Source organism: Kitasatospora sp. NPDC036755 (assembly GCF_040636595.1).
In the GTDB taxonomy this organism is placed as follows: Bacteria; Actinomycetota; Actinomycetes; order Streptomycetales; family Streptomycetaceae; genus Kitasatospora.
Genome location: NZ_JBEZUT010000217.1, coordinates 1 through 14,676 on the forward strand (window position 1 = coordinate 1; position 14,676 = coordinate 14,676).

Here is a 14,676-nt window from a genome sequence, read left to right on the forward strand (position 1 = left end):
GGCCGGGCCGCCGCCGGGGCCGCCGCGCGGGACAAGGGCGGGGCGGTGCCGTTCCACGGCGCCCACCAGGCCGGCGTCACCACCCCGGCGCCCGGCTTCGCGGCCTTCGTCTCCTGCCAGGTGATCGCCCAGGACCGCCAGGGCCTCGAAACGCTGTTCCGGACCCTGACCGAGCGGATCCGGTTCCTGACGGCCGGCGGAACGCCGCCGGACCTCGGCGTCGGCGCGCCGCCCTCGGACAGCGGCACCCTCGGCCCGACCGTCCCCGCCGACCACCTGACCGTCACGGTCGGCGTCGGAGCCTCGCTCTTCGACGACCGCTACGGGCTGGCCAGGGCCAAGCCGGTCCGCCTCGCGCCGATGAGGACCTTCCCGAACGACAACCTCCAGGCCGCCGAACTGCACGGCGACCTCTCGCTGCAGATCTGTGCCGACCGCCAGGACACCGTGCTGCACGCGCTGCGCGACATCACCCGGCACACCCGGGGAGCGATGCGGATCCTCTGGCGGATCGACGGCTTCCAGAACCCGTCCCGACCGGACGGCGCGCAGCGCAACCTGCTCGGCTTCAAGGACGGCATCGTCAACCCGGACACCGGCTCCGCGCGCGAGATGGACCGGCTGGTCTGGGTCACCGAGGGAACGGGCGAGCCCGCCTGGGCGACCGGCGGCAGCTACCAGGTGATCCGGATCATCCGGATGCTGATCGAGTTCTGGGACCGCGTCACCCTCGCCGAGCAGGAGAAGATGTTCGGCCGCCGGCGCGACACCGGCGCGCCGCTGGACGGCGCCCGGGAGACCGACGCGCCGGACTACGCCAAGGACCCGGACGGCAAGGCGATCCCGCTCGACGCGCACATCCGGCTGGCCAACCCGCGCACCGCCGACACCGACGGCTCGCGCGTCCTGCGCCGGGGCTTCAACTACGACCGGGGCATCGACCGGGTCGGGAACCTGGACATGGGCCTGGTGTTCTGCTGCTACCAGCAGGACGTGGTGCGGCAGTTCGAGGCGACCCAGACCCGGCTGATCGGCGAGCCGCTGGTGGACTACATCTCGCCGACCGGCGGCGGGTACTTCTTCGTCCTGCCGGGCGTGAAGGACGGCGCCGACTGGCTCGGACGGGGACTGCTCGGCGCCGGCTGACGGGGGCCGTCCGGCCGGGGCTCCACGGGTGGTCCCGCACGGCGGGCCCGGTGCGGCGGCGCAGCGGGCCCGTCCGCGCCGTCAGCCGCCGAGGGTGAAGCCGATCACGGCGCCACCGCCCTCCCGGTTGGCCGCGAAGGCCGTCCCGCCGTGCGAGCGCGCCACCTCGTGCACGATGGCCAGGCCCAGCCCGGAGCCGGGAAGGCTGCGGGCGGCGGTGGCCCGGTAGAAGCGGTCGAAGACCCGGTCGAGGTCGGCCGCGTCGATGCCCGGGCCGCGGTCGCGCACCTCCACCCGCGGGCCGCGTACCACGACCTCGATCGGACCGGTCCCGGCCGGGTCGAACTTGGCGGCGTTGTCCAGCAGGTTGCCCACCGCGCGGGCGAGGGCGTCCGGGCGGGCGATGACGACGGTCGCGTCCGCGTCCACCACGATCGTCCGGGCGCTGCGCCGCCGGGCCTGGGCGGCGGCCTCCCGGACCACGTCCGCGAGCGCCACCTCGACCGGCCGCCCGTCCGCCCGGCGGTCCGCCGCCAGGGCCACCAGCTCCTCCACCAGCTGGGTCAACTCCCGGGCCTCCTCGACCAGATCGGTCATCAGCGCGGCGCGCTCCCCGGGCGGCAACCGCTCCAGGCTGGGCAGCACCGAGAGGTTGGTGCGCAGACTGGTCAGCGGGGTGCGCAGCTCGTGCCCGGCGTCCTGGACCAGCCGGCGCTGGTCCTCCTTGGCGGTGGCGAGCCGGACCAGCATCCGGTCGAAGGCCCGGCCGAGCCGGCCCACCTCGTCCCTCCCGGCGGCCGGCACGAGGACGTCCAACCGCCCGCTGGAGGCGACCAGTTCGGCCGCGGCGGTGAGCCGGACCAGCCGGCCGGTGATCCGCCGGGCGAGCAGCCAGCCGGCCCCGCCGGCGAGCACCGCGACGACCGCGACCAGGACCACCGTGCGGGTCCGCAGGGTGGTCAGCAACTGCTCGGTGGGACCGACCTGTTGGATGATCTGGACGGCTCCGCGCCGGCCGCCGAGCGAGACCACGCCGACCCGGTAGCCCTCCCCGCGCCGGTGGCGCAGCCCGATCGAGGTGCGGCCCGGCTGATCGGCGTGGGCGAGGCTCTGGTCGGCCGGGCTCGGCGGCAGGTCGAGCCTCGCGGTGCCGGGCAGCACCGCGCCGTCGGGGTCGAGCGACTGGGTGGTGACCCGGATCGGGCGGACCAGGTCGGCGCTCAGGCCGTCCGGGCCGGCGAAGTCGCCCGGGAAGAGGACCTCCCGCTGCACCTGGCGGCCGACGGAGTCGACGGCGGCGCCGAAGTCGGCGGTCTCGTCGTTGCGGATCAGCACGGCGGCGGCGTGGTAGCCGAGCGCGCCGATCAGCACCGCGACCAGGGCGGCGATGGCGGCGAAGGCCAGGGCGAGGGTGGTGCGCAGCCCCGGGCGGGGCAGGCGGGGTCTGCCCGGCGTGCGGTGCGGGCCCGGCGCGCACTGCGCGTTCCGCGGGCGTCGCGGGTGCTGTGGACGGGGGGTGCCGGGGCTGCGGCGGGCCGGGCCGGTCACGGCTCGCGGAGCGTGTAGCCGACGCCGCGGACGGTGTGGATCAGCGGCGCCAGGCCGGGGCGGTCGAGCTTGCGGCGCAGGTAGCCGATGAAGACGGCGAGGTTCTTCGAGCCGGGACCGAAGTCGTAGCCCCAGATCCGCTCGTACAGGGTGGTCTGGTCGAGGACGGTGCCGGCGTGCCGGGCGAGGAGCTCGAGCAGGTCGAACTCGGTGCGGGACAGCTCGAGTTCCCGGGCGGCGCGCCAGGCCCGTCGGGCGGGCGGCTCGATCCGCAGATCGGCGACGGTCAGCACCTCGACGGCGGACTCCGGCGGGTTGCGGCGCAGCAGGGCGCGCAGGCGGGCGAACAGCTCGTCCACGTCGAAGGGCTTGACCAGGTAGTCGTCCGCGCCGGCGTCGAGGCCGGCGATCCGGTCCGGCACCTCGACCCGGGCGGTGAGCATCAGCACCGGGGTGCGGTCGCCGGCCGTGCGCAGCCGGCGGCAGACCTCCAGGCCGTCCGGCTCCGGCATCATCACGTCGAGCACCAGGACGTCCGGACGCTGTTCCGCCAGGACGGCCAGGGTCTGGGTGCCGTCGGCGGCGACCCGCACCCGGTAGCCCTGCAGCATCAGGGCGCGGGAGAGCGAGTCGCGGATGGCCCGGTCGTCCTCGGCGATCAGCACGGTAGGGGTCATGGCGGAGATTGTCCCTGACGTGCTCACGGCGGCCCAGGGTGGGGCAGGGGTCTGTCGACCCGGCTCCGGGACCGTCCGCGACGGCCGGGGCTGTTGCGCGGTGCTTCGCGGGCGTACGGTGGCCGTACGGTGGCGCGCCGCCGGGTGGGCCGCCTGGTCCGTGTCGGCACGCCCTGCCGGAGGCCGCGATGGCAGACCGGATGGCCTTCTTCACCACCCCGCGCGTGGAGCGGGAGCGGCGGGACGCGCGGGAGCGCCTGGGGGACTGGCGGGAGGTGTACCGCCCGCGGGCGCTGCTGCCGCTGGTGGGCGTGCAGGCGGGGCGGTGCATGGACTGCGGGCTGCCGTTCTGCCACAGCGCCTGTCCGCTGGGGAACCTGGTGCCGGACTGGAACCGGCTGGTGGCGGACTCGGGCACGCCGGGTGCGTCGGGTGCTTCGGGCAGGTCGGGCACTTCGGATGCTTCGGATGCGGGGCCGGGTGCGGGCGGGGAGCCCGGGGCGGGAGCCGACTGGCGGGCGGCCGCGGCGCGCCTGCTCGCGACCAACAACTTCCCGGAGTTCACCGGGCGGCTCTGCCCGGCGCCCTGCGAGAGCGCCTGCGTGCTGGCGATCGACGGTGCGGCGGTGGCGATCAAGAACGTGGAGCTGGCGATCGCCGACCGGGCCTGGGAGGAGGGCTGGGACGAACCCTGGCCCCCCGGGTGCTCGGAGCGGGCCGGTGGACGGCGGGTGGCGGTGATCGGCTCCGGCCCGGCCGGACTGGCCGCCGCCCAGCAGCTGACCAGGGCCGGGCACGCCGTCACGGTGTACGAGCGCGCCGACCGCGCGGGTGGGCTGCTGCGGTACGGCATCCCGGCGTTCCGCCTGGAGAAGCACCGGCTGGAGCGTCGGCTGGAGCAACTGCGCTCCGAGGGAACCGAGTTCCGCACCGGGGTGCGGGTCGGCCGGGACGTCCCGGGCGAGGAACTGCGGGCCGGGTACGACGCGGTGGTGGTCGCGGTGGGCGCGACCGCCTGCCGGGAGCTGCCGGTGCCGGGGCGGGACGTGCCCGGGGTGCACCAGGCCATCGAGTATCTGACCTGGGCGAACCGGGTGGACGAGGGCGACTGCCCGGTCTCACCGGTGTCCGCCGAGGGGCGGCACGTGGTGATCGTCGGCGGCGGGGACACGGCGGCGGACTGCCTGGGGACGGCGCTGCGCCAACGGGCCGCCTCGGTCACCCAGCTGGACATCAACCCGTGCCCGCCGCGGGGCCGGGCCGCCGGGCAACCCTGGCCGGTGCACCCCAAGGTGTACCGGGAGACCACCTCGCACGAGGAGTCCGGCGCGGCGGCCGCCGGGCCCCGGGAGTTCGCGGCGACCACGGTCGGCTTCGAGGCAGGCCCGGACGGCCGGCTCGCCGCCGTCCGCCTCGCCGAGGCCGAACCCGCCGACCGCCGTCCGCGGGCGGGCACCGAGCGGACCCTGCCGGCGCAGCTCGCGCTGCTCGCCCTCGGCTTCACCGGGCCGGAGCCGGACCGGGGGCTGTTCGCCCAACTCGGCCTCGCCACCGGGCCGGAGTCCACCCTGGCCAGGGACGACGGCTTCGCCACGGCGACGGAGGGCGTGTTCGTCGCGGGGGACGCCGGGCGCGGGCAGTCGCTGATCGTCTGGGCGATCGCCGAGGGCCGGGCGGCGGCCGCGGCGGTGGACCGGTACCTGCGGGGGTGGACGGAGCTGCCCGCGCCGATCCGGGCCTCGGCGCGGGCGCTGACGGTGTGAGGCCGGGAGCGTTGCCCGCGTTGCCCGCGTCGACCGCGTTGCCCGCGTTGCCCGCGTTGCCCGGGTTGCCCGGGTCGGTCGGGGCGGGGGCCGAGGGGTGGGTGCGGGGACCGGTGAGGTCGCGGCGGAGGCTACGGGGGTGATCGGGTCGGGTACGTACGGCCTTTGCTACGATCCGGCCGGGTAGGCGTCAGAAGACGTGCGTACGGGAGTCGGAGGGTGCGGGCATGGGCGCGGGAGAGGGCTCGGGTGGGCAGGCGGTGGGGTCGGTGGAGGTCCGCTACACCCCGACGGCCGCCGACTTCCGGGAGGCCCGTGCGGCGTGGACCCGGCACACGGCGGAGGGGCGACGGGGGAGGCGCAACATGTATGTGGTGGCCTCCGGCGCGACGGTGTCGGCGGGGCTGCTCGCACTCGTCGGCGGGGTGGCGCTGCTGCCGGCCGTGCTGCTCGCGGCGTTGGCGCTGCTGATGTTCACCATGCCTCGGCGGCGGGTGCGACGGGTCACGCGGATGGCCGCGGACAAGGGCGAGTTCCGGGTCCTGTTGGACGGGCAGGGCGTGGTCGTGAGCAGCGAGGAGTCGGTGACCCAGCTCGCCTGGGCGGAGCAGCGGTACTTCCTGGAGACGCCCGGGCTGTTCCTGCTGATGGGCGGTGACGAGGAGACGCGGGTCCTGACCCTGCTGCCCAAGCGCGGGATCGCGGACGTCCGGGAGCTGTGCGAGCTGATCGACCGGCACGCGACGGCGCTCGTCCCGGACTGAGCGGCGGTCCCGGGGCCGACGCCCGGCGCGCGTCACGGGGTGGGCTCCGCCGGGGCCGGCTCGGCGCGGTGCGCCCGCTGGTCGTAGCGCCACAGCGCGGGGAGCGCGGCGGAGAGTGCGGCCGAGCTGCCGAGGCAGAGCAGGCCGCCGGTGCGCAGGGCGGCCCTGATGCCCTGCCGGGCGGCGAGCCCGCCCGCCCGCAGGTCGCCCAGGGCGGGCCCGGCGGAGCCGATCAGCAGCTCCAACCCGGCTGCGCGGCCGCGGAGTTCATCCGGAATGGACCGGTTCCAGATGGCGCTGCGGAAGGTGTCGCCGATCCAGTGGGCGCCGCCCGCGACGGTCAGGCAGAACAGGACGGCCCACAGGCCCGGGGCGAACGCGGCGGCCGCCGTCGCCGCGCCGACCAGGGCGGCGGAGAGCAGGACCAGCCGGCCGTGCCGGTGCACCCGCTCCGTCCATCCGCCGGTCGCGGCGGCGACCAGGCTGCCGACCGCACCGGCCGAGTAGAGCAGGCCGAGCGCCCAGACGGCGTCCAGGTCCGCGGCCAGGAACGGGAAGAGCGCGGTGGGCAGGGCGAAGACGGTGGCCGCGAGGTCGGCCAGGTAGGTCCCGACCAGGTCCGGCCGCCGGGCCGCGTACCGGGCGCCGTCGAGGAACTCGGTGAGCCGCGGGCCCTCGGCGTCCCGCTCCGAGGGGACCGGGCGGACCCGGGCCAGGAGGGCGATCGAGAGCAGGAAGGTGCCGAGGTCGACCAGGTAGGCGGCCGGAACGCCGGCGGTCGCGATCAGCAGGCCGGCCGCCGCCGGGGCGGCCACGCCGCCGATGCTCCAGCGCAGCGAGAGCAGCGCACCCGCCGCCACCAGCTGCTCCCGGGGCACCAGTCGGGGGATCATCGCCTCGACCGAGGGCTGCTGGATGCCCTGGAGCGCGGCCGCCAGCCCGGCGGCGACGTAGAGCGGCCACAGGGCGGGGGTGCCGAGCAGCGCGTTGACCGCCAGGAGGCCGCTGAGCGCGGCCAGGGCGACCTCGGTGACCAGGGCGACGGTGCGGCGGTCGGCACGGTCGGCGAGGACGCCGCCGTAGAGGCTGAACAGCACGGTGGGCACGAGTTCGACCGCGCCGACCGCGCCCACGGCGAGCGGGGAGCCGGTGAGGTCGGCGATCTGGAGCGGGATCGCGGTCATGGTGAAGATCGAGCCGAGCAGGGTGACCGTGCCGGAGGTCCAGGTCAGCCGGAAGTCCCGGGAGGACCGCCAGGGGGCGGTGTTGGGCAGGAGCCGGGACCAGCGGCGGGGTGGTCCCGATGGTGTGTTCGATTCAAAGGTCATGAGGGGGTGGGATCCCTTCGGGGGCGTCGGCGTCGCGACGGCCGCCCTTATCGCTGATAAATTCCAGCTCGGGAACTTATCGGCGATAAGGTGGCTTCGCAAGCGGATGACCCAGGAGGCCGATCGGATGGCACTGCAGCGCGACGAGGTGGTGCGCACGGCCCTGCGCCTGCTCGACGAGGAGGGCATCGACGGGCTGACCACCCGCCGGCTCGCCCGTGAACTCGGCGTCCAGTCACCGGCGTTGTACTGGCACTTCAAGAACAAGCGGGAACTGCTCGACCTGATGGCCGAGGCGATGCTGGCCGAGGCCCTCCCGCCCGACCGCGAGCCGGACCCGGCGCACTGGCCCGAGTGGATCGCCGCCGACGCCCGCGCCAAGCGGAACGCCCTGCTCGCCTACCGCGACGGAGCCCGGGTGCACGCCGGCACCCTGCCCACCGAGGACGAACTCCCGGCGGTCGAAGCCCAGTTGAGTGCCCTGAGCGGGGCCGGGCTGCGCCCGCGCACGGCGCTGCGGCTGCTGCTGACCGTCGACCGGTACATCATGGGCTGGGTCACCGAGGAGCAGGCCTGGCGGCAGGACGCCGCCGACCGCGAGCGGCCGCCGTTCCCGGACGAGGCGCTGAGCGAACTGCCGCTGCTGCGCGAGGCGGTGGACGTGCTGCGGATGACCGACCACGACGCCGACTTCGAGTACGGGCTGCGGGTGCTGATCGAGGGGTTCCGCACGGAGATCGAGCGGGAGGCGGGCGAGGGCTCGGGCACGGGCACGGGCGGGAGGGAGTCGGCGGAGGGCGCTCCGGCCTCGGACCGGACTTCAGGAGGCCGCCCCGCCGATGGGCTAGCGTGACGCCCATGACCACTCTCGAACCCCGCGGAACGGCCCTGGTCCTGATCGACCTGATGGACCGGATCGTCGCCAACCCGCTCGCGCCGCACACGGGTTCGGAGGTGGTGGAGGCCTCGCTGTCGCTGGCCCGGGAGTTCCGGGCGGCGGGCGCGCCCGTGGTGGCGGTCCGGGTCGAGCGGCCGAACGTCGCCGAGCAGCCGCCCGGGAGCGGGCTCCTCACGGAGGTCGAGGCGGTGGCCGACGAGGTCGTGGTGAAGCGCACCATCGGCGCCTTCCAGGGCACCGGCCTGGACGAACTGCTGCGGGCGCGGGGCGTGGAGACCCTGGTGTTCGCCGGGATCGCCACCAACCTCGGCGTGGAGTCGAGCGCCCGGGCCGCCGCCGACCACGGGTACCGACTGGTGTTCGTCGAGGACGCGATGACCGCGCTCACGGCGGAGGAGCACCGGGCGTCGGTGGACCTGGACTTCCCGCGCCTGGGCGAGGTCGTCGCGGCGGCGGACGTGCGGCTGGGGTGAGCCGGGGGGTCCTGCTGACGGGCCCGCGGCGCGTTCCCTACGGCCGGGCGAGGCGGAGGGCTTCGCGCAGCCGTCCGTCCGAGGCCGTGAGCAGCCGGGCGGCGGTGGGGGCGTCCACGTCCGCGAGCAGGGACAGGATCGCGTCCTTGGCCCGGCCGCCGGTCGCGGCCAGGGCGTGGTCGACCGCTGCTCCGTCGGCGCCGGTCGCCTCGGCGACGATCCGTCGGGCGCGGTCGCGCAGCTTGTCGTTGGTGGCGCGGAGGTCGACCATCAGATTTCCGTACGTCCGGCCGAGTCGGACCATCACGGCCGTGGACAGCAGGTTGAGCACCAGCTTCTGGGCCGTACCGGCCTTGAGCCGGGTCGAGCCGGCCAGCACCTCGGGGCCGACCTCCACCTCGATGCCCAGCTCGGCCGCGGCGGCGAGCGCCGAGCCCCGGTTGCACGCCAGCCCGACGGTCAGCGCCCCGGCCGCCCGCGCGGCGCGGACGGCGGCCAGTGGGTAGGGCGTACGGCCGGAGGCGGAGACGCCCACGAGGGTGTCGGCGGGGGTGAGGCCGAGGGCGGCCAGGTCGGCCTCGGCGAGGTCGGTCCGGTCCTCGGCGCCCTCGGCGGCCGCCGTGACGGCCGGGGGCCCGCCCGCGATCAGGCCGACGACCAGCGCGGGATCGGTGCCGAAGGTCGGCGGGCACTCCACCGCGTCCAGCACGCCGAGCCGCCCGGCCGTCCCCGCACCGGCGTAGACCAGTCGACCGCCACGCGCCATCCGGGCGGCCACGGCGTCGACCACGGCGGCGATCCGCTCCAGCTCCCCGGCGACGGCGACGGGCACCGTGCGGTCCTCGGCGTTCATCAGCCGCAGCAGCTCGATCGTGGACAACTGGTCGATCGCCGCCCAGTCCGGGCGGATGGTCTCGGTCGCGGGCACGGCGTCACGGCTCATGCGGCGAGCCTCCCCGGGTGCGAGGCGCCCGAATCCGGGCAAGCGTGGAGGGACGGAGGGAAGGAGGTGGTGGCCGTGGAACCGACCGTCGCCGAACTGCTGGAACGGTTCGGCCGAACCTACGCGGAGGAGGCCGGGATCACGCTGCGGGACACGCCCTCGCCGCTCTACCGGCTGCTGGTCCTGACCGTGCTCTGCTCGGCGCGGATCGGCGCCGGCACCGCCACGGCGGCTGCCCGGGAGCTGTCGGCCGCCGGGCTGCGGACCCCGCGCGCGATGGCCGACGCCCGCCGGGGGACGCTCATCGCCGCCCTGGGCCGGGCCCACTACGTGCGCTACGACGAGAGCACCGCCACCGCACTCGGGCAGGGCGCCGAGCTGCTGCTCGACCGCTGGCACGGCGACCTGCGGCGGCTGCGGGAGGAGGCCGGGGGCGAGTCGGAGCGGATCGGCGGACTGCTCCGGGAGTTCCCCCGGATCGGGCCGGTCGGCGCCGGGATCTTCCGTCGCGAGGCGCAGGCGGTCTGGCCCTCCCTGCGGCCGTACTTCGACGAGCGGGTGCTGGAGGAGGCCCGGACGCTCGGGCTGCCGGGTGAACCGGACGGGCTGGCGGGGCTGGTCCGGCCGGTGGACCTGGCCCGGTTGGCGGCCGCGCTGACCAGGGCGAGTCTGGCGCACGTCGGGGCCGGGTGACGTACGGCCGGTGCGGGACGAGGGATCAGGCCATCCAGAAGAAGACCGCGGTCATCCGCCGCTCGGCCAGGTCGGTGCCGTGGTAGCCGGTGGCGCTGTGGATCAGGTTGGCGTGGTAGAGGAGCAGCTGGTTGTAGCGGTTGGGGACGCGGACGTCCTCGGTGAAGTGGTCGGCCGGCACGTGGCGGGTGCCGAGAGCCTCGACCAGGTTGTTGTGCGGGGCGTTGACCAGGTTGCCGCCGAGGCGGCCGCCGGGGAACTGCTGGCGGTAGAAGCCGGTGCCGGTGTCCTTCGGAGCGCCGGGGCTGAGGTAGAGGACGGCGGCGTAGCGGCAGAGCGCGCGGGAGTCGGTGTGCGGACGGGACTCGGACTCCCCGGCGCCGACGACCTGGACGCAGTTGTGGTTGAGCGTCCCGCCGCCGGGGGTGCTCTGCACCCAGAGCCGGGAGGCGCCGGTGGCCTTGCGGACCAGCGCCTCGACCCGGGCCAGTTCCGAGGGCTCCAGCCCGGGCATGGTGCGCAGTCCGGGCCAGGTCTCGGGGCGGTACGGGTAGCCCTCGGTCCAGTCCCCGCGGGCCAGGCAACGCTCCCGGACGGCGTCCGGGTCGGGCAGCACGTCGTCCAGGACCCAGTAGTCCCGGCCCCGAGTGGGTTTGCGGTAGGGCAGGACCGGCAGGGTGGTGGGCCTGATGGGCTGTGAGGGCATGGGCCGACCATAGAGGCGGTGATCGTCAATCTTCTGCCGTGAGCAGGTCAACCTTTCGTCAAGGGTGCTCCGGCCTGCGCGGATCACCGGCGCCGCCTCGGACACCGGCTCCGGCGGCAGCCTCGAGAACGCCCGGACCACCCGGCTCTGCCGCCCCGTCGACCGCTCCCGGCGCCCTCCGCGGAGCGGCGCGGTGAGCCCCTGGGACCCGGCATGATGGTCGGTCCCTGGGGAGCTTCGGGAGGGCTTGTGGCGGGCATCGACGGTCCGGTGACCAACGTGATCAACGGTGGCACGTTCACCGGCACCGTGCTGCAGGGCGGCCAGGTCACGCTGACGACGGCGGAGCGGTCCTGGCCCCTCCAGGTCGGCGTCATGCCCGCCATCGCGGACGCGTTCCAGAACCGGGGCCTGACACGGACGGTCGCGGACGCGGCGGGCACCGGCGAGCCCGTGGTCCTGTGCCAGGTCCTCGCGGGCATGGGCGGGGTGGGCAAGACCCAGCTGGCCGCCCACCACGCGCACACCCTGCTCGACGACGGCTCGCTGGACCTGCTGCTGTGGGTCACCGCGAGCAGCCGCCAGGCGGTGCGGCAGGCCTACACCCAGGCGGCCGCGCAGGTGGCCGACGGCGACCCGGCCGCCTTCGACACGGCCCCGGAGCTGTTCCTGGCCTGGCTGAGCACCACGTCGAAGCGGTGGCTGGTCGTCCTCGACGACGTCCAGGACGCCGGCGACCTGGCCCGGCTGTGGCCGCCGAGACGGGCCTCGGGGCAGGTCGTCGTGACGACCCGCCGACGCGATCCGCTCTGGTTCGCCGACGGCAGGACCCAGGTCGAGGTCGGACTCTTCACCCCGGCCGAAGCGCTGGCCTACCTCCGCCGCCGCCTCGACCGGTGGTGCCCGGGCGAGGGCGACGACGACCTGGCGGCGCTCGGGGAGGAACTCGGCCGACTGCCGCTGGCCCTCGCCCAGGCCGCGTCGTTCATCATCGACTCGGCCGAGTCCGGCATGACGAGCGGTCACTACCGCGAGATGGTCCGCTCCAGGCTGCCGCTCACCGAACTCGCGCCGAACTCCCTGCCCGACGACCAGACGGCGACGCTCGCGGCCGTCCTCGCCCTGAGCCTCGAACGCGCGGACCACTACTCGCTCGGGCAGGCCACGTCCGTACTCCAGCTGGCGTCCTGGCTCGACCCCCACGGCATACCCGTGAGGATCCTCACCAGCCCCTCCGCCCGCGCCTTCATCGCGCGACAAGCCCGCCGGGCGGAAACCGCGGAGGAGCCCGCACCGGCTCCCAGACGGCGCCTCCTACGGTTCCGCAGGGACCCCGAGCCCCCTCCCGTCCCCGCCCCGGACATCAGCGCCCAGCGCGTGAGGGCCGTCCTCGGGATCCTCCACCGGCTCAGCCTCGCCGATCACCTTCCGGCCGGCGACGACCGGCCGTTCGGGATGCTGCGCGTCCACGCCCTCGTCCAGCACGCGGCCCAGGACACGCTCGGCCCGGGCCTGGCCCTGTTCGCGCGCACCACCGCGTTCGCGATCCAGGAGGCGTGGCCCCCCGTCGAGACCAGCCAGGCGCTGGCCCAGGCCCTGCGCGCCTGCACGGCCGCGCTCCACCGCAAGGCGGGACGGCACCTGTGGGCGGACCCCACCGGCAGGGCGGCCACCACGCTGCTGCGCGCGGGCGTCAGCCTCGCCGACAGCGGCCAGAGCGCGGCCGCCGTACGGTACTTCGAGCAGCTGGCCATGGAAGCGGGCGCCCACGTCGGCTTCCAGCACCCCACGCTGCTGACCATCCGTCTGGAACACTCCCGCTGCCTCGGCACCGTGGGTGACGACCTCGCGGCGATCCGGGGCCTGGAAGACGTTCTCAGGGACATGCTGCGCGTCCACGGACCGGACCACCCCTCCACGCTGTCCGCGCAGGCGGCCCTCGCGGAGCAGTTCGGCAAGGCCGGCGACTTCGCGACGGCCACCGAGGTCTACGACATCGTGGCGAACCGCCTCTCCCACACCAGCCCCCGCGGACACGACACCATCGCGTCGCTGGCGAACCTGGCGCACTGGAAGGGCGAGTCGGGACGGCCGGACGCGGCCGCGAGGGCGCTGCGCGAACTGGCCGCCCACAGCGCCTCCGCACTCGGGGAGGACGCGCCGCAGACCCTCGCCGTCTCCGCGCGTGCGGCCCACTGGCTGGGCAAGGCGGGTGACCCCCTGTCCGCCGTGTACCTGCTGCGCTCGTTACTGGACGCCAGCCGCCGCAGCGCGGGAGAGCACCATCCGCGCACACTGGCGATCCGTCTGGACCACGCGCACTGGATGGGAACCGTCGGAGAGGTCGCCTGGGCGATCACCGACCTCGAGGACCTGCTGCCCGAGATGCGGCGGGTCCTCGGGGACGACCACCCGGACACCGTCCGTGCCCGACTCGACCACGCGAACTGGCTGGTGAGTTCGGGCGAAGAGGCTCAGGGGGCGCGGCTCCTGGACGTACTCGCGACCGAGCTGACCACCGCGCTCGGAGCACGGCATCCGCACGCCTTCGAGGCCCGCCGGCGCAGCGCGCACGCCGCCGGCGCGGGCGGTGACCACCACGGAGCCGCCGCGGCGTTCCGGGAACTCCACCTGGAATGCTCGGCCGTTCTGGGAGAGGACCACCCACGGGCGCTCGCCCTGCGGCAGGAGTACCTGGAGTGGCGGGCACAGGAGAGCAGCCTGGACGACGCGGTCGCCGAGCACTTGGCGCACTACGCGGAGACCCGGCGAGCACTGGGGATGAGCCACCCGCTGACCGCCGCCGCCCACACGGCGCTGAGGGACTGGCAGGCCCGGCTCAACGACGAACGGGAGATCGTCATCGGCCCGGCACGGGCACCGATGTGACCTGCGGTGCCAGTGCTCCTACGGCCGCCGACCGGTGGTCTGCCGGCGGTCGGCGTGCCGGCGCTCCCGTCAGCGGTCGGTACACCGTGGCCGTCCGGCGCGGCGACGCAGCCGGACCCGGTGGGAGGCCCGGCCTCCCGGGCGGCGCTTGGGCGGTGGGAGGCCGGGCCGTTGGGTGGTCGGGGTGGGGGGGGTCAGCGGGGGGAGATGTACTGGAGGGTGGCCAGGTGGTCGCCGGTCCGGGCGCCTACCTGGACGTTGGGAAGGTGCTGTGTGGGCTTGGTCGTGGTGATCCGGAAGAGGTACTCGGCCGAGTCGCCCGAGTGCTTGGCTTCGAGCCCGGTCGGGGTGGTCGCGGTCAGGGCGCCGCAGTCGTCGTGCAGTGGGACCGGGGTCCATCCGTCGCCGGACTTCGCCTCCAGGACGATGTCCTCCTCGGTCAGGCCGTAGGGGCTGGACACGACGACCTCGGGGCGCAGGTCCGCGGTGCCCCGCGGCGAGGTGGCGGTGAAACCGAACTCGGTGGGGGTCGTCCCGGCCCGGAGGTCCGTGGTCGAGACGGTGCTCACCCGTGGGCCGTTGAAGTCGACGGCCGCGGCGTGCCATTCGGCCTTGGCCATGTCGTGGATGTCCGTGGCGTGGGGTGCCGGGGCGTCCGCCTCGATCACGAGCGGGCCGGGGCGGTTGGTCTGGGACAGTCGCATCCGGTACTCGATGGTGCGGCTCTGGCCGGCGGTGAGGGTGAGGGCCTCTTCGTTGCGGTTGAGGACGTGGTCCATGCCGGTGCCCTGGCTGAGGTGGTCCAGGGTCTTCCAGCCGGAGGCGTCCTTGCGCTCGAGGGTGCCCGC

Annotated in this window: 13 protein-coding genes; 7 read left to right on the forward strand and 6 right to left on the reverse strand. The window is 75.2% G+C overall.

Annotation, left to right across the window (positions count from 1 at the left end; genetic code table 11):
* Nucleotides 1-1,146: iron uptake transporter deferrochelatase/peroxidase subunit (gene efeB, locus AB0E96_RS27550; protein ID WP_359828205.1), on the forward strand; the 1,146-nt coding region annotated here is incomplete at its 5' end.
* 81 nt (nucleotides 1,147-1,227) lie between these two features.
* On the opposite strand, the gene AB0E96_RS27555 is transcribed toward efeB, so the two are convergent.
* Together AB0E96_RS27555 and AB0E96_RS27560 are read right to left on the reverse strand one after the other, a co-directional pair.
* Nucleotides 1,228-2,694 (reverse strand): HAMP domain-containing sensor histidine kinase, encoded by a 1,467-nt coding sequence (locus AB0E96_RS27555; protein ID WP_359828207.1) that lies wholly within the window; start codon nucleotides 2,692-2,694, stop codon nucleotides 1,228-1,230.
* A complete protein-coding gene (locus AB0E96_RS27560; protein WP_359828209.1) occupies nucleotides 2,691-3,371 on the reverse strand; it encodes a response regulator transcription factor in 681 nt (226 codons plus the stop codon). The genes AB0E96_RS27555 and AB0E96_RS27560 overlap by 4 nt, the downstream gene beginning before the upstream one ends.
* Nucleotides 3,372-3,559: 188 nt before the next feature.
* Here AB0E96_RS27560 and AB0E96_RS27565 point away from each other — a divergent pair, with 188 nt between their 5' ends.
* Together AB0E96_RS27565 and AB0E96_RS27570 are read left to right on the forward strand one after the other, a co-directional pair.
* On the forward strand, nucleotides 3,560-5,134 hold the full coding sequence (locus tag AB0E96_RS27565; RefSeq protein WP_359828210.1) for a glutamate synthase subunit beta: 1,575 nt from the start codon (nucleotides 3,560-3,562) through the stop codon (nucleotides 5,132-5,134).
* A gap of 227 nt (nucleotides 5,135-5,361) precedes the next feature.
* The gene (locus AB0E96_RS27570) at nucleotides 5,362-5,898 is read left to right on the forward strand and encodes a hypothetical protein (protein WP_359828212.1); all 537 of its coding nucleotides are present in this window, start codon (nucleotides 5,362-5,364) and stop codon (nucleotides 5,896-5,898) included.
* A gap of 32 nt (nucleotides 5,899-5,930) precedes the next feature.
* On the opposite strand, the gene AB0E96_RS27575 is transcribed toward AB0E96_RS27570, so the two are convergent.
* Nucleotides 5,931-7,226: an MFS transporter gene (locus tag AB0E96_RS27575; protein WP_359828214.1), complete on the reverse strand. Its 1,296-nt coding sequence runs from the start codon at nucleotides 7,224-7,226 to the stop codon at nucleotides 5,931-5,933.
* 127 nt (nucleotides 7,227-7,353) lie between these two features.
* Between AB0E96_RS27575 and AB0E96_RS27580 the strand changes: the two genes are divergently transcribed.
* Both AB0E96_RS27580 and AB0E96_RS27585 read left to right on the forward strand, forming a co-directional pair.
* Complete coding sequence (locus tag AB0E96_RS27580) at nucleotides 7,354-8,079, forward strand: TetR/AcrR family transcriptional regulator C-terminal domain-containing protein (protein WP_359828215.1); 726 nt, start codon at nucleotides 7,354-7,356, stop codon at nucleotides 8,077-8,079.
* Nucleotides 8,080-8,084: 5 nt separating this feature from the next.
* A complete protein-coding gene (locus AB0E96_RS27585; RefSeq protein WP_359828217.1) occupies nucleotides 8,085-8,597 on the forward strand; it encodes an isochorismatase family protein in 513 nt (170 codons plus the stop codon).
* Between the two features lie 37 nt (nucleotides 8,598-8,634).
* On the opposite strand, the gene murQ is transcribed toward AB0E96_RS27585, so the two are convergent.
* Nucleotides 8,635-9,540, reverse strand: a complete 906-nt coding sequence (gene murQ, locus AB0E96_RS27590) for an N-acetylmuramic acid 6-phosphate etherase (protein ID WP_359828218.1) — start codon at nucleotides 9,538-9,540, stop codon at nucleotides 8,635-8,637.
* 69 nt (nucleotides 9,541-9,609) lie between these two features.
* On the opposite strand from murQ, the gene AB0E96_RS27595 reads away from it, so the two are divergent.
* A complete protein-coding gene (locus AB0E96_RS27595) occupies nucleotides 9,610-10,233 on the forward strand; it encodes an endonuclease (RefSeq protein ID WP_359828220.1) in 624 nt (207 codons plus the stop codon).
* Between the two features lie 25 nt (nucleotides 10,234-10,258).
* Here the strand turns inward: AB0E96_RS27595 and AB0E96_RS27600 are convergent, their stop codons facing one another.
* A complete protein-coding gene (locus AB0E96_RS27600) occupies nucleotides 10,259-10,939 on the reverse strand; it encodes a DUF6445 family protein (RefSeq protein ID WP_359828221.1) in 681 nt (226 codons plus the stop codon).
* Between the two features lie 270 nt (nucleotides 10,940-11,209).
* Here AB0E96_RS27600 and AB0E96_RS27605 point away from each other — a divergent pair, with 270 nt between their 5' ends.
* The gene (locus AB0E96_RS27605) at nucleotides 11,210-13,828 is read left to right on the forward strand and encodes an NB-ARC domain-containing protein (protein WP_359828223.1); all 2,619 of its coding nucleotides are present in this window, start codon (nucleotides 11,210-11,212) and stop codon (nucleotides 13,826-13,828) included.
* A gap of 194 nt (nucleotides 13,829-14,022) precedes the next feature.
* On the opposite strand, the gene AB0E96_RS27610 is transcribed toward AB0E96_RS27605, so the two are convergent.
* A partial coding sequence (locus AB0E96_RS27610) for a hypothetical protein (RefSeq protein ID WP_359828225.1) occupies nucleotides 14,023-14,676 on the reverse strand: 654 nt, incomplete at its 5' end.

Bases quoted from the DNA above. Each gene is read 5' to 3' on its own strand.
- AB0E96_RS27560 (WP_359828209.1), bottom strand. From the start codon at position 3,371: ATGACCCCTACCGTGCTGATCGCCGAGGACGACCGGGCCATCCGCGAC.
- AB0E96_RS27565 (WP_359828210.1), top strand. From the start codon at position 3,560: ATGGCAGACCGGATGGCCTTCTTCACCACCCCGCGCGTGGAGCGGGAG.
- AB0E96_RS27570 (WP_359828212.1), top strand. From the start codon at position 5,362: ATGGGCGCGGGAGAGGGCTCGGGTGGGCAGGCGGTGGGGTCGGTGGAG.
- AB0E96_RS27575 (WP_359828214.1), bottom strand. From the start codon at position 7,226: ATGACCTTTGAATCGAACACACCATCGGGACCACCCCGCCGCTGGTCC.
- AB0E96_RS27580 (WP_359828215.1), top strand. From the start codon at position 7,354: ATGGCACTGCAGCGCGACGAGGTGGTGCGCACGGCCCTGCGCCTGCTC.
- AB0E96_RS27585 (WP_359828217.1), top strand. From the start codon at position 8,085: ATGACCACTCTCGAACCCCGCGGAACGGCCCTGGTCCTGATCGACCTG.
- murQ (WP_359828218.1), bottom strand. From the start codon at position 9,540: ATGAGCCGTGACGCCGTGCCCGCGACCGAGACCATCCGCCCGGACTGG.
- AB0E96_RS27600 (WP_359828221.1), bottom strand. From the start codon at position 10,939: ATGCCCTCACAGCCCATCAGGCCCACCACCCTGCCGGTCCTGCCCTAC.